This is a genomic window from Paracoccus sp. SCSIO 75233, from assembly GCF_027912675.1.
Lineage (GTDB): Bacteria > Pseudomonadota > Alphaproteobacteria > Rhodobacterales > Rhodobacteraceae > Paracoccus.
Genome location: NZ_CP115757.1, coordinates 2537539 through 2550393 on the forward strand (window position 1 = coordinate 2537539; position 12855 = coordinate 2550393).

The window sequence follows — 12855 nt, forward strand, 5'->3', positions numbered from 1 at the left end:
GAGATCAGGAGCGGTCTTCGCCCCCGGTCTCATCACTGCTGTAAAACATCGTCCCGATCTCGATGGGACCGCGGCCGACCTCGCGCCGGTGGCGGTTGGTGTCGCGCAAGGAATAGACGCAGCCGCAATATTCCTGCTGGTAGAATTCCTCACGCTTGGAAATCTCGATCATGCGGTTTGCGCCGCCGCCCTTGCGCCAGTTGTAATCCCAGTATTCGAGCCCGTCATAAGGCTTGACCGCGCGTTCGCCGCAGCCATTGATCTGCTTGATATCCTTCCAGCGGGAAATGCCGAGGCTGGAGGTCATGACCGGGAACCCGTGCTCATGCGCAAAAAGCGCCGTGCGTTCGAACCGCATGTCGAAACACATGGTGCAGCGGATGCCCCGCTCCGGCTCCCACTCCATCCCTTTGGCGCGGGCGAACCAGTTGTTGCTGTCGTAATCAGCGTCGATAAAGGGAATATCATGCTGTTCGGCAAAGCGGATATTTTCGTCCTTCCGCAGCAGATATTCCTCATGCGGGTGGATATTCGGGTTGTAGAAAAAGATCGTGTAATCGATCCCCGACGCGGTCATCGCTTCCATCACCTCGCCCGAGCAGGGGGCGCAGCAGCTATGCAGCAGCACCTTCTTTTCGCCGCCGGGCGGGTTGAGTATTGGTCTTTGCAGATCGTCGGTCATGACGGGAGCCTTGCGGTTTGCGGGATCAGGCGAGGCTATTAGCGCGAATCGGACTTAAAAAAAAGACCGCGTCGAACGGGAACGCGACAGCTTGCCTGCGGCACGGCTCACAGTTCAGCCATGCACCGGAACCCAAAGCCCTGCGGCATTGTTGGACCTGCACAGTTGCAGCGGCACCGGAAGGCAGCAAATGGATGGATTCACCTTCACGCCCGGACGGAATTGCTGGCGGGTCGAACTTGCCGAGCGTTTTGCGGTTATTGTCGATGGTGCAGATTACTTCCGTGCGCTGCGCGAGGCGCTGCTGCTGGCGGAGGATGTGATCACACTGGTCGGCTGGGACTTTGCCTTCGAAATCGAAATGCTCCCGGGCGAAAGCGATCAGAACGGCAATGCGCCGGACAGTTTTCCAAACCAGATGGGGCCTTTCCTCGATGCGCTTGCAGAACATCGGCGCGAACTGGAAATCTATCTTTTGAAATGGAGCGGCGGCGCGCTTATTGCACCGGGCGGCATCATTCCGACCGCGCAGATCAAGCTGCTGTCGCCGGAGCAGGTTCATCTGGGCTTCGACGGGCGGCATCCGGTCGGGGCCTGTCACCATCAGAAAATCGTCGTTGTCGATGACTCGCTTGCCTTCTGCGGCGGGATCGATGTCACACATGGCCGCTGGGACGAGCGGGGGCATCCGCCACAGAATCCGCTGCGGGCGGATGAGAATGGGAAGGTTGCCCAGCCCTGGCACGATGTCGCGACCATGATGTCAGGCCCGGCAGCGGCAGCCCTGGGACATTTGTGCCGCGCGCGCTGGCAACGTGCGCAGGACAATGAAATCGCGCCCGCATTCCGACCCGGGCGGGAACGCTGGCCGGACAGCATATCCCCCGACTTCACCGGCATCGACATCGCCATCGCCCGGACCCAACCCCCGGAGCACGACAGCCCGTCCGTGAATGAGGTCGAGAGGCTGTATCTCGACAGTATCAGGACGGCGAAGCGCTTCATCTATCTGGAGTCGCAGTATTGCTGCTCTGACGTGATTATGGCTGCCATCCGCCGGCGGCTGGAGGAGCCGGACGGGCCCGAAATCGTCATCATCAATCCCAAGGCGGCGCAAGGCGTTGTCGAGGATGAGGCGATGCATGTCACGCGCAGCCGCTTCATCCGTGAGTTGCGCCGCATCGATCGTCATGGGCGTTTTCGGATCATGCACCCGGTCAATGAGGGGGATGAGGATATTTACGTTCACGCCAAGGTGTCGATTATCGACGATTGCTTCTTGCGCGTCGGATCAAGCAATATCGACCGCCGCTCGATGGGGTTCGACACGGAATGCGACGTCGCGTTTCTTGCGGCGAACGATGGCGACCGGCAACGCATTCGCGACATCCGCAACGGGCTGCTGGCGGAGCATCTGGACTGTGAAATCGGCGAGGTCGCCCGGGAAATCGAACGCGGCGGTATGATTTCCGCCATCGAAACCCTGAATAGCGACCGGGGCCGAAGGCTGAGCCCGATCCGGCCGCGCAAACGGGAATCGCTGTTGGGCAGCTTCCTTGCGGACACGCAGTTTTTCGACCCGCGCTATCGCCGCAGCGCGCAGGCACGGCTTGGCATCACCTCGCGCCACATCATGCTGGGGGCGGCTGCGCTGGCTGCCGGGGCGTATCTTCTGTCGCGCAGGCGGGGGCGCTAATGCGTCGGGACCGGCCCGCTGGACGCGCGGATCAGCAGTTCCGGTGCCAAGATGGTCGATAACGGTGCTTCGCCTCGCATATGATCCAGCAGAACCCGCGCAGCGGTGCTGCCAAGGTCGATCTTCGGCTGGCGGATGGTGGTCAGCGGCACAGGAAGATGCGCGACCCAGTCGATGCCATCGAAGCCAACCACCGACACCTCGTCAGGTATCCTGACGCCGTGACGCTGCAACTCGCCCATGAACCCCGCAGCCGATTCATCGCTGAACGCCACGATGCCGGTCGGTCGCTGCATGGGATCGGCGGCCAACCATGCGGTCGCGGCCAGAACCCCTCCCTGCGGGGTGAAATCCCCCGGGTAGCAATGGGGAGGCGCGCCGAGTTCCTGCTGTAGCCCTTCAAGCCGCGCGGTATGCAGCACATTCACCTCCGGCCCGCCAATGCATCCGATCCGGCTATGGCCGAGTTCCCTCAGATGCCGCGCAGCCATCGCGGTGCCTTGCTGGTTATCCAGAACAACGCGCGGCAGCGATGCGCCTTCGATCCACTCACAGGCCATCACGAGCGGTGGCGCGCCGGGCAGCGTGGAAAGATCCGTTTGCGTGACCTGCCCATCCAGCAGAATGATGCCATCCGCACGCGAGGGGTCCAGAAACCGCCGCAGCACACCCCGGCGATCTCCGTCGGCAAGCGTGTCGCCAACCAGCAGATCATATCCGGCCTCGGCCAGCGCCTGTCCCATACCTGCCAGTATCCTTGCAAAGAACGGATTGCTCAGATTGGGCACCAGCGCAACGATGGCCCCGGTGCGCTGCATTCTCAGGTTTCTGGCGGCGTGGTTGATGCGATAACCGGTCGCCGCCACGGCCTCCATCACCAGATCCCGTGTCGCCTTGGACACCATTTCAGGGCGCGACAGAACACGGCTGACCGTCGCCGCGGACACACCTGCATGACGCGCGACATCGGAAAGCCGGACTGCGGCGGAAGCGGACTGATCGACCAATGGACACCCCGAATGAGTCCGGCAAGACTGAACCATCCTGAAATCGATTTCAATCCGCAAAGAAGAATATTGCAATCGATTTCATAACGTGCATTCTTGGTTGCAAGGGGGAGGAGTTGTCATGCGGACCATCAAGGGGCCAGCCCTGTTTCTGGCGCAATTCGCCGGGGATGAGGCACCGTTCAACGACTGGGATTCCATCACCCGCTGGGCGGCTTCACTTGGCTATGTGGGCGTTCAGGTGCCAAGCGGCGATAGCCGGTTGTTCGATCTGGAGAAAGCGGCGAGTTCGCAAGATTGGTGTGACGAGTTTATCGGCATCGCACGCCAGAACGGTGTCGAGGTGACGGAACTTTCCGCCCATCTTCAGGGACAGCTTGTCGCCGTCCATCCCGCTTACGATTCGGCTTTCGACGCCTTCACGCCCGAGAAGCTGCGCGGAAACCCCAAGGCGCGGCAGGAATGGGCCGTCGATCAGGTCGCGAAAACGCTTCAGGCCAGCAGGCTGCTGGGGCTGGATGCGATGGCGGCGTTCTCCGGCGCCCTGGCCTGGCCGTATCTGTACCCCTGGCCGCAGCGGGCGGCAGGGCTGGTGGAAACCGCATTCGAGGCGCTCGCGCAGCGATGGCGGCCATTGCTGGACATTGCAGAGGAAAATGGCGTCGATATCTGCTACGAAATCCACCCCGGCGAGGATTTGCATGACGGGGTAACGTTCGAGATGTTCCTTGACCGGGTCGATCATCACCCGCGTGCAAATATGCTCTACGATCCGTCGCATTACCTGCTTCAGCAGTTGGACTATGTCGAACATATCGACATCTACCACGACCGCATCCGCATGTTCCACGTCAAGGATGCCGAGTTCCGTCCGAACGGGCGGCAGGGCGTGTATGGGGGGTTTCAGGGCTGGGTGAACCGCGCCGGTCGCTTCCGCAGCCCCGGCGACGGTCAGGTCGATTTTTCGCAAATCTTCTCGAAACTGGCGCAATATGACTTTGGTGGCTGGGCGGTCGTCGAATGGGAATGCGCGCTCAAGCACCCGGAAGACGGGGCAAGGGAGGGGGCGGAGTTCGTGAAACGCCATATCATCCGCACCACGCCCCATGCTTTCGATGACTTCGCGGCGCAGGCCCCGGACGAGGCCGCCAATCGCCGCAGTCTCGGGCTGGAGGTTTAGGAATGGAACGGATCAGGCTCGGCATGGTGGGCGGCGGTGATGGGGCATTCATCGGCGCAATCCACCGGATCGCCGCGCAGATGGACGGGCAATATGATCTGGTCGCAGGCGCATTGTCTTCGGACCCGGATCGCGCCAAAGCCTCCGCCGACAGGCTGGGCATCGCGCGCAGCTATTCGGATTATCGCGAAATGGCGCAGGCGGAGGCCGCGCGGGCGGACGGTATCCAGGCGGTTTCCGTCGTGACGCCGAACCATCTGCACGCGCCGGTCTCCATTGCGTTTCTTGAGGCGGGGATCAGCGTGATCTGCGACAAGCCCCTGACCGCAACGCAGGAGGATGCGAAGGCACTGTCCGACGCGGTCGCGCGCAGCAAGGCGCGGTTCTTTCTGACCCATAATTACTGCGCGCATCCGATGGTGCGCGAGGCGCGGGCAATGGTTGCCGAGGGCGCTTTGGGCAAGCTTCGGCTGATCCAGGCGGAATATCTGCAAGGCTGGCTGAGCGAAGACGTGCAGAACAAGCAGGCCTCGTGGCGCACTGACCCGGCACAGTCAGGCGCTGGCGCGATTGGCGACATTGGCACCCATGCGTGGCAATTGGCGGAGTTCGTCACGGGTCAGACCCCGGCTGAGCTCTCCACCGATCTGTCGAGCATGGTGGAGGGCCGCCGCGTCGATGACGATGTGCGCGTCGCGCTGCGCTACGACAGCGGCGCGAAAGGTGGCATCTGGGTCTCGCAGGTGGCGGTCGGACAGGAAGGCGGGCTGTCATTGCGGCTGTTCGGCACCGAAGGGGCGCTTGAATGGCGCTTGCAGGACGCCGAAGCGTTGATCTTCACCGGCAAGGATTGCCAGTCGCAGCGGCTGACGCGCGCCCGCGACCGGTCGCAATCCTATCGCACCCCGCCCGGCCACCCAGAGGGGTATCTGGAGGCCTTCGCCAATCTCTACAAAGATATTGCGGATGTGATCCGGGGCGATGAGACGCATCTGGACCGCATCCCCGGCATCCGTGACGGTATGTCCGGCATGGCATTTATCGCCGCCGCGCAGGAATCGTCATCCCGGGACGGCGCCTGGGTCAGGGTCGCGCGATGACGCCGATCCTTGCGCTCGACAACGTCACCAAAAGCTTCGGCCCGGTCGAGGTGCTGCACGGCGTCGATCTGGCGCTGCATGGGGGCGAGGTTCATGCGCTGATCGGCGAAAACGGCGCCGGTAAATCGACCATCATGAAGATCCTTGGCGGGTATCTTTCGGCAAGCTCGGGTCAGGTGCTTCTGGACGGCCAGCCCACCCCCTATCGCAGCGGACCGGAGGCCGAGGCACAGGGCGTGGTGGTGATCCATCAGGAATTCAACCTCGTTCCCGACCTGACAGTCGCGGCGAATATTTTTCTGGGCCGCGAACTGACACGGGGGGTCCGGCTGGACCATGCCGCAATGCGTGATGAAACCGCAGCGCTGTTAAAGCGGCTGGACAGCGCGATCAGCCCCGATGCCCGCATCCGCGATCTGTCCGTCCCCGACCGCCAGATGGTCGAGATCGCCAAGGCCCTGTCCCGCAAGGCGCGCGTCCTGATTATGGACGAACCCTCCGCCGCACTGACACATCGGGAGGTCGACGCGCTTTATGAGCAGGTGAACCGCCTGCGCAGCGAGGGCGTGGCGCTGATGTTTTGTTCGCACCGACTGGATGAGGTCACGCATCTGGCGGACCGGATTACCGTGCTGCGCGACGGCTCGGTCGTGCAGCAGGCTGTGCGCGGCGAGATGACCGAGGACGGCATGGCGACGGCAATGGTCGGTCGCGAATTGACCGATATTTTCCCGGCGAAGGACGCGACACCCGGCGAGCCGTTGCTTGAGGTCGAGGGGCTGAGCGTCAGCGGACTTGTGCATGATGTTTCGCTGACGCTGCGCAAAGGGGAGGTGCTGGGCATCGCCGGGCTGGTCGGCGCGGGCCGGACAGAGTTGGCCGAGGCGATTGTCGGCTTGCGTCCCGCGAGCGGAGAGATCCGCGTTCATGGCCAGCCGGTCGGCATCCGCAGCCCGCGCGACGCGATGGACGCGCGCATCGCCTATCTGACCGAGGATCGCAAGGAAGCCGGGCTGCTGCTGACCAAGGCCCTGCCGCAAAACCTGACGCTGGCGGCACTCGACAAATTCGGCTTCCGCATCGACCGCAAGCGCGAAGCAGATGAAATGGCCCGCGCCCGCAAGGAATTCGATATCCGCGCCGCCTCCGACGAGATGGAGGCGGGCGCGCTGTCCGGCGGCAATCAACAAAAACTGCTGCTCGCCAAGACCATGCTGACCGACCCCGAAATAGTCATCATCGACGAACCGACGCGCGGCATCGACATCGGCACCAAGCAGCAGATCTACAACTTCATGCGCGAGCTGGCCCGCAGTGGCAAAGGCGTCATCGCGATCTCTTCGGAATTGCCCGAGGTGATCGGCCTCTCCGACCGCGTGCTGGTCATGCGACAGGGCCGCATTGCCGGAGAGGTCAGCGGCGCAGACATCACCGAGGAAAATATCGTCCGCCTCGCCATGGGGCTGGAACGGCAGGAGGAACCCGCTTGAAACGTATCGACCTGCATCTGCTCGGGCCGCTGATCGCGCTGATTGGGCTGTTCATCCTCGGCGCGCTGCTGAACCCTGCCTTTCTGGCACCGGCCAACCTGTCCAACGTGCTGGCGCGGTCTGCCTTTATCGGGCTGATCGCGGTCGGCATGACCTTTGTGATCACACAGGGCGGGCTGGACCTGTCGGTCGGGTCGATGGCCGCTTTCCTTGCCGGGATCACCATCATGGCGATGAATGCGCTTGTCGGGGTCACGGGCGAGAACTGGGGCACGATCCTGCTGGGCATGGGCGTCGCACTCGCCGGGGGGGCGATGGCCGGATATGTGAACGGCGCGCTGATTACCAAGGCCCGAATAGAGGCGTTCATCGTCACGCTTGGCACAATGGGGATTTTCCGCAGCCTCGTGACCTGGCTGGCCGATGGCGGCACGCTGAGCCTCGATTCCGGACTGCGCAGCATCTACCGCCCGGTCTATTACGGCGGCATCGGCTGGATCACCTGGCCGATCATCACCTTCGCCATTGTCGCCGTTCTGGGCGAGTGGGTCATGCGCCACACCCGTTTTGGCCGCCATGTCGAGGCCATCGGCTCGAATGACCGCGTCGCACGCTATTCCGCCGTGGATGTGGCGCGGGTGCGGCTGCTGACCTATGTGCTGCTGGGCACGCTCGTCGGGCTGGCGACGATCCTTTATGTCCCGCGCCTCGGTTCCGCCTCCGGCTCGACCGGCGTGCTGTGGGAACTGGAGGCGATTGCCGCCGTCATCATCGGCGGCACCGCGCTGAAAGGCGGGCGGGGCCGGGTCTGGGGCACAGTCGTGGGCGTGCTGATCCTGTCGATGATCGACAACATCCTTAACCTGACGGATCTGGTCAGCCCCTATCTCAACGGGGCGATTCAGGGCGTCATCATCGTTCTTGCTGTCGTGCTGCAGCGGGAAAAACGCGCCGCAGAGTAAGCGGCCAACTGGGAGGACTTGGAATGAAACGTCGCAATCTGCTGAAGCTGCCAATGGCCGCTGCCGCGCTGTCCCTGATCGCGTCGGGCGCGTTGGCGCAGGATGAAACGACCGTGATCGGGGTGTCGATCCCGTCGGCCACGCATGGGTTCATGGGCGGGCTGAACTGGCACGCACAGGACACGATTGACCGGCTTGAGGCCACTTACGATAACCTTGATTTCGTGCTGTCCACGGCGGGCGATCCGGGCAAGCAGGTGTCGGATATCGAGGATATGCTGGCCACGCGCAATATCGACGCGCTCGTCGTGCTGCCCTTTGAGTCCGAACCGCTGACCGATCCGGTGAAGATGGTCAAGGAAGAGGGCAAATTCGTCACCGTCGTTGACCGTGGGCTGGCGGAAGACGGGATTGAGGACCTGTATGTCGCGGGCGACAATACCGCATTTGGTCGCGTCGCAGGTGAGTATTTCCGCGACAATCTGGATGCGGGCGCAAAGATCGTCGTGCTGCGCGGCATCCCGACCACGCTGGATAACGAGCGTGTCGATGCGTTTCAGGCCGCACTTGAGGGCTCCGACAAGGAGATACTCGACATGCAGCACGGCAATTGGAACCGCGACGACGCATTCAACGTGATGCAGGATTATCTGGCGAAGTACCCCGAGATCGACGCGGTCTGGGCCGCCGATGACGACATGGCCATCGGCGTGCTGGAAGCCATCGCACAGGCAGGCCGCGAGGACGAAATGGTCGTGGTCGGCGGGGCCGGTATGAAAGAGATCGTCAGCCGCATCATGGAAAGCGACCCGCAACTGCCGGTGAACGTGACCTATCCCCCGGCGCTGATCTCCTCCGCCATCGAGATGACAGCGCTGAATTTCGTGTCAAACGCGCCGATGACTGGTCGTTATATCATCAGCAGCCAGCTTATCACGCCGGAGAACGCCGAGCAGTACTACTTCCCCGACAGCCCGTTCTGATCGGCAGTGAAGCATTTCCGGCAGGCTGGATATCGGCCTGCCGGTTTCCAGCATGGTCCCCGATGACAGGGACTAGTTCACGTCGCCTGAACCAGCTTCCGCCTCCGGCGACAGGCTTGCGGCAAGCGCGAGGAACCAAGGCACGACCCAGAACCGCGCATAGACATGCGGCAGCCCGTTCTGCACCAGCGCAAACATGATGATCGTGGTGAAGGTCAATGCGCCATACATTCGGGTTTCCCGCGAGAACCAGACCGGCCAGGCAACCAGAATGCCCGACAGCATCAGCCCGAAATGCCCAAGCAGGCTGACGAAGCCGCCTTCCGCGAATAAAAGCAGATAAGTGCTGTGGACCGGTGCCTCATGCGCGCTGATCGTCCGATACTGGTCCGCGCCAAGGCCGAGGAACAGGGTATGCTTGGTTATCCCAAGCGCCTCGCGGATCAGAAACAACCGGTCCGAGAATGTGCCTGCCTGCCCAAGATCCCCGGATTCAAGCGCGCCAAAGACCCGCTTCATGAATATCTCGGGCAGAAAGAACTCGCCCCAATTATAGAGGATCATCAAAAACCCGGCACCGCCGACGATGACCCCCGCGATAAGGCGAAGATCCCGGCTGAACAGCGCCAGCGACACAAAGCCAAGCCCGGTGAGAAAGAACCCGGTATTCGAGCCGGTGAGCAAGAGGCCCCAGCCCAGCGGCGCAAGGAAGGCTAGGAACAGAACGAACCTGATCTCGCGCGTCAGAAACAGCCAGAAGTTGAACATGATGGCCACAGCGGTAAGCGTGGCAGCACCGTTTTCCCGCTCGACAAGGGATGCCAGTCGACCGTTCGGGGTCACGAAGCGGAAATCATCCGGCGTGAACTCCACGACATATGCGCCGTGTATCATCACCACGACCATAGACAGAACGTAGATCTTCAGCAGCAGCATCACCTCTGCACGCTCACGCCGCAGAAAAAGGGCGGGCATGATCAGAAGGGAGAAGCAATATTGAACCGTGACCGTGATCCCGGACACGATATCGCCATTGAAGGCAGAGCCAATCAGCAGCCCGAAGGCGAGCAGAAAGACGCTCAGATACCAGCAGGTCGCCGCGCGCCCGAACGGATGCAGCGGTAAACGCCCCTGAACAAACATCACCAGCAGCGTCGCGACCGCAAAAACGTCGCTGAGCGTCACATAGACGAAATCGGGGCGCAGATAATTGATCGGGGACAGAAACACGGTGACAACCGCGAGAAACAGATCCGCGCGCCATGTGATTTTACCCGCCCCGGCGGGCAGGGCAGGTATTTCTTCGGCCAGAATATCCGCCTGGCTCATTCGCCTGTTCCGATCCTTAAACCACGCTCGAAATTATGCGTCCTGATCGCGACGCCGACAAGTTCTTTGCTGGTCGCACAAGTCGTGTTAACCCAGCCTGAAGCCTTCCTTTGATATATGTGACGAATACACCGATCCATATCACCAAGCTGGGAATCCTGGAATGAAGCCGGTTAAAATTCTGTTCCCTTTCGCGGGCGATACGGGGATCGGGGGCAGCCATGTCTCAGCACTCGGTCTTATTTCGGGCCTTGACCGGGACAGATATGACTGCCGGATATTGCTGCACAAACAGGCCGGTGAGATCGGTGACTATGCGCGAGATCTGGGGCTGTCGATCGAGGTCGCCGAAGACCTGCCGCTCATGCGGACGCGGGAAAAGTCGCGGGAAGGAGATGTTGGTGTTTCAGCCTATCTGACCTTGGCGATCCGCAAAATGATGCGCGAAATCCGTCGTATCGATCCGCAGATCGTTCACACCAATGAGGGGCGTATCCATACGAACTGGGCGCTTCCGACGCGGTTATCGGGACGAAGGCATGTCTGGCATCATCGGCAGGACCCGCGTGCATTCGGTGTCAACAAGATCGCGCCGCTGCTGGCGGACAAGATTGTCAGTGTATCGGCGTTTTCCCGTCCCGCGAAACCGATCCGGCCTGTCGACGGGAAGTTTATTGTCGTGCGGAGCCCGTTCGATTTCAAAGCCGACATCCCGGACAAATCTGCCTGCAGAGATAAAATCATCGCGGAACTCGGTCTCCCGGCAAACGCGATTTTACTCGGCTGGTTCGGAGTGCTTATCGAGCGCAAAAAGCCAGTGCGTTTCGTGGAAGTCGTCGCGGAAGTTCAAAGGTCATTCCCCGACCGGCAGGTACACGGGCTGCTTTTCGGCGGAACCGACGATACGGATCACAGCCTTCCCGATGATTGCAGATCGCGGGCAGACACGCTTGGCATTTCCGACCACGTTCACCTGATGGGCTTCCGCCAGCCACTCGCTGATTATATGGCGGGCGTCGATCTGAGCATTGTTACGGCCTTGAGCGAACCGTTTGGGCGCACGCTGATCGAGTCGATGCATTTTGGGACACCCGTCATAGCAACCCATCACGGCGGCAATCCGGAGGCGATTACGGATGGTGTGAACGGTTTCCTTGTGCCGGCCGAACAACCGTCAGCCTTTGTGACGCCCGTACGCGAGCTTTTGACAAATTCAGCCCTATATGATCGCATCGTCGAAGCGGCACGTTCAGACCTGACGGAGAAATATGGTCGTGATACACATATCCGCAAAATATCCGAGGTCTATGATCAGCTTATTTCGCCGTCACCTTCATGAGCCGTTCGCGGGTCCAGCACGTCCTCATGCTCAGCCAGATGAACAGCCCGCAACATATTAATCAGATCCGACTGCCGAGAATATCCGCATTTCTGATAGATATTGCGCAGATGATAATTCACCGTCGGCTTAGCGATGCCCATTGCGGAACCGATCTCATCCGGGCGCAGCCCTTCGGCAAGCAGCGCTGCAAGCTTGGCCTCGGCCGGCGTTAGTCCAATGGCGTCCGCCACCAATTCCGCACCCAGCAGACCGGCATGGGCCGAAGGGAAAATCAACGCGGCAAAAACCGGCTCCAGATTATCCTCCGGGGTCACCGCTATCGTCGCGACAAACAGATGCTGCCCGGTACGACTGGCCGGGATCATCCTGAACTCCAGGATCGGGAGGCCCGGGACCGGCTTTCGTGTGCCATTCCGGGCAAGAGTGGCAGCGTGACGCATCACTCAGCTTCGGATTTTGCTGGTGTTACCCCGAGATAGCGAATGCGCGGCCCGATTATGGAAGATCGAATTGCCATGCGTATCGAAGAAGATCACACCGAACGATAGCCTGTCGAACAAAGCGTAGGCCGCACGAAGCCTAGGGCCGCCGGCCTCCATGCTGACCGATCCGATGATGGTCCGGCGCACCCGCGTCGTCATCCGGAGCTGAGCCGCAAGCGAAGCGATCAGCAGATCGCCGTCGACAGGCTTCACAAAATAATCGTCGGCACCCGCCATCTTGCCCGCGACGATATCGCTTTTGTCGCCAAATTCGGAAAGCAGGATGATCGGCATCGCAAAGAGATCATCACGTTCACGGCGGATTCTGTTCAGAAGCGCCATACCCTCCTGCCCGGGCAAGGCCAGGTCACAAAGCATCGCATCTGGAAAATCAGCCTCAAGCTGTTCAAGCGCGCTTTCGGAATCTGCCGCGAAGCAAACCTCGTATTGGTTGCGGCGCAAAACCCCGCCCAGATGTGCGCAGAGTGTTTGATCCCCTGTGCACAACATGACGCGTTGTGTCGTCGGTTCTTCCCGGTTCAGCATGCACCACTTTCTTTGGATGCCCCTCGTCGCCAAAACCTGTATTTTTAAGGCATATT

The 12855-nt window shown here is 61.1% G+C and carries 12 protein-coding genes; 7 read left to right on the forward strand and 5 right to left on the reverse strand.

The features are described from left to right. Positions 1-4: 4 nt before the first annotated feature. Positions 5-682: an epoxyqueuosine reductase QueH gene (locus tag PAF12_RS12395; RefSeq protein ID WP_271107260.1), complete on the reverse strand. Its 678-nt coding sequence runs from the start codon at positions 680-682 to the stop codon at positions 5-7. A gap of 190 nt (positions 683-872) precedes the next feature. On the opposite strand from PAF12_RS12395, the gene PAF12_RS12400 reads away from it, so the two are divergent. Further along, complete coding sequence (locus PAF12_RS12400; protein ID WP_271107261.1) at positions 873-2378, forward strand: phospholipase D-like domain-containing protein; 1506 nt, start codon at positions 873-875, stop codon at positions 2376-2378. Here the strand turns inward: PAF12_RS12400 and PAF12_RS12405 are convergent. Next, positions 2375-3385: a LacI family DNA-binding transcriptional regulator gene (locus PAF12_RS12405; protein WP_271107262.1), complete on the reverse strand. Its 1011-nt coding sequence runs from the start codon at positions 3383-3385 to the stop codon at positions 2375-2377. The genes PAF12_RS12400 and PAF12_RS12405 overlap by 4 nt on opposite strands. Positions 3386-3506: 121 nt before the next feature. Between PAF12_RS12405 and PAF12_RS12410 the strand changes: the two genes are divergently transcribed. The 5 genes from PAF12_RS12410 to PAF12_RS12430 are packed head-to-tail and all read left to right on the forward strand — an operon-like array spanning position 3507 to position 9100. Next, the gene (locus tag PAF12_RS12410) at positions 3507-4565 is read left to right on the forward strand and encodes a sugar phosphate isomerase/epimerase (protein ID WP_271107263.1); all 1059 of its coding nucleotides are present in this window, start codon (positions 3507-3509) and stop codon (positions 4563-4565) included. Positions 4566-4567: 2 nt separating this feature from the next. After that, a complete protein-coding gene (locus tag PAF12_RS12415) occupies positions 4568-5665 on the forward strand; it encodes a Gfo/Idh/MocA family protein (protein WP_271107264.1) in 1098 nt (365 codons plus the stop codon). Next, complete coding sequence (locus tag PAF12_RS12420; protein ID WP_271107265.1) at positions 5662-7155, forward strand: sugar ABC transporter ATP-binding protein; 1494 nt, start codon at positions 5662-5664, stop codon at positions 7153-7155. The genes PAF12_RS12415 and PAF12_RS12420 overlap by 4 nt, the downstream gene beginning before the upstream one ends. After that, entirely contained in the window at positions 7152-8117 is a 966-nt protein-coding gene (locus PAF12_RS12425) for an ABC transporter permease (protein ID WP_271107266.1), read from the forward strand. The genes PAF12_RS12420 and PAF12_RS12425 overlap by 4 nt, the downstream gene beginning before the upstream one ends. A 23-nt stretch (positions 8118-8140) precedes the next feature. Beyond that, on the forward strand, positions 8141-9100 hold the full coding sequence (locus PAF12_RS12430) for an ABC transporter substrate-binding protein (RefSeq protein ID WP_271107267.1): 960 nt from the start codon (positions 8141-8143) through the stop codon (positions 9098-9100). A gap of 72 nt (positions 9101-9172) precedes the next feature. On the opposite strand, the gene PAF12_RS12435 is transcribed toward PAF12_RS12430, so the two are convergent. Then, positions 9173-10429: an O-antigen ligase gene (locus tag PAF12_RS12435; protein ID WP_271107268.1), complete on the reverse strand. Its 1257-nt coding sequence runs from the start codon at positions 10427-10429 to the stop codon at positions 9173-9175. Between the two features lie 280 nt (positions 10430-10709). Here PAF12_RS12435 and PAF12_RS12440 point away from each other — a divergent pair, with 280 nt between their 5' ends. Continuing rightward, positions 10710-11768 carry a glycosyltransferase family 4 protein gene (locus PAF12_RS12440; RefSeq protein WP_271107269.1) on the forward strand — a complete coding sequence of 353 codons (1059 nt, stop codon included), beginning with the start codon at positions 10710-10712 and terminating at the stop codon, positions 11766-11768. On the opposite strand, the gene PAF12_RS12445 is transcribed toward PAF12_RS12440, so the two are convergent. Continuing rightward, positions 11741-12136, reverse strand: a complete 396-nt coding sequence (locus PAF12_RS12445) for a LuxR C-terminal-related transcriptional regulator (protein ID WP_271107270.1) — start codon at positions 12134-12136, stop codon at positions 11741-11743. The genes PAF12_RS12440 and PAF12_RS12445 overlap by 28 nt on opposite strands. Before the next feature lie 78 nt (positions 12137-12214). Beyond that, entirely contained in the window at positions 12215-12799 is a 585-nt protein-coding gene (locus PAF12_RS12450) for a response regulator transcription factor (protein WP_271107271.1), read from the reverse strand. Positions 12800-12855: the final 56 nt, after the last annotated feature.

Bases quoted from the DNA above. Each gene is read 5' to 3' on its own strand.
- PAF12_RS12395 (WP_271107260.1), bottom strand. From the start codon at position 682: ATGACCGACGATCTGCAAAGACCAATACTCAACCCGCCCGGCGGCGAA.
- PAF12_RS12400 (WP_271107261.1), top strand. From the start codon at position 873: ATGGATGGATTCACCTTCACGCCCGGACGGAATTGCTGGCGGGTCGAA.
- PAF12_RS12410 (WP_271107263.1), top strand. From the start codon at position 3,507: ATGCGGACCATCAAGGGGCCAGCCCTGTTTCTGGCGCAATTCGCCGGG.
- PAF12_RS12415 (WP_271107264.1), top strand. From the start codon at position 4,568: ATGGAACGGATCAGGCTCGGCATGGTGGGCGGCGGTGATGGGGCATTC.
- PAF12_RS12420 (WP_271107265.1), top strand. From the start codon at position 5,662: ATGACGCCGATCCTTGCGCTCGACAACGTCACCAAAAGCTTCGGCCCG.
- PAF12_RS12430 (WP_271107267.1), top strand. From the start codon at position 8,141: ATGAAACGTCGCAATCTGCTGAAGCTGCCAATGGCCGCTGCCGCGCTG.
- PAF12_RS12435 (WP_271107268.1), bottom strand. From the start codon at position 10,429: ATGAGCCAGGCGGATATTCTGGCCGAAGAAATACCTGCCCTGCCCGCC.
- PAF12_RS12445 (WP_271107270.1), bottom strand. From the start codon at position 12,136: ATGATCCCGGCCAGTCGTACCGGGCAGCATCTGTTTGTCGCGACGATA.
- PAF12_RS12450 (WP_271107271.1), bottom strand. From the start codon at position 12,799: ATGCTGAACCGGGAAGAACCGACGACACAACGCGTCATGTTGTGCACA.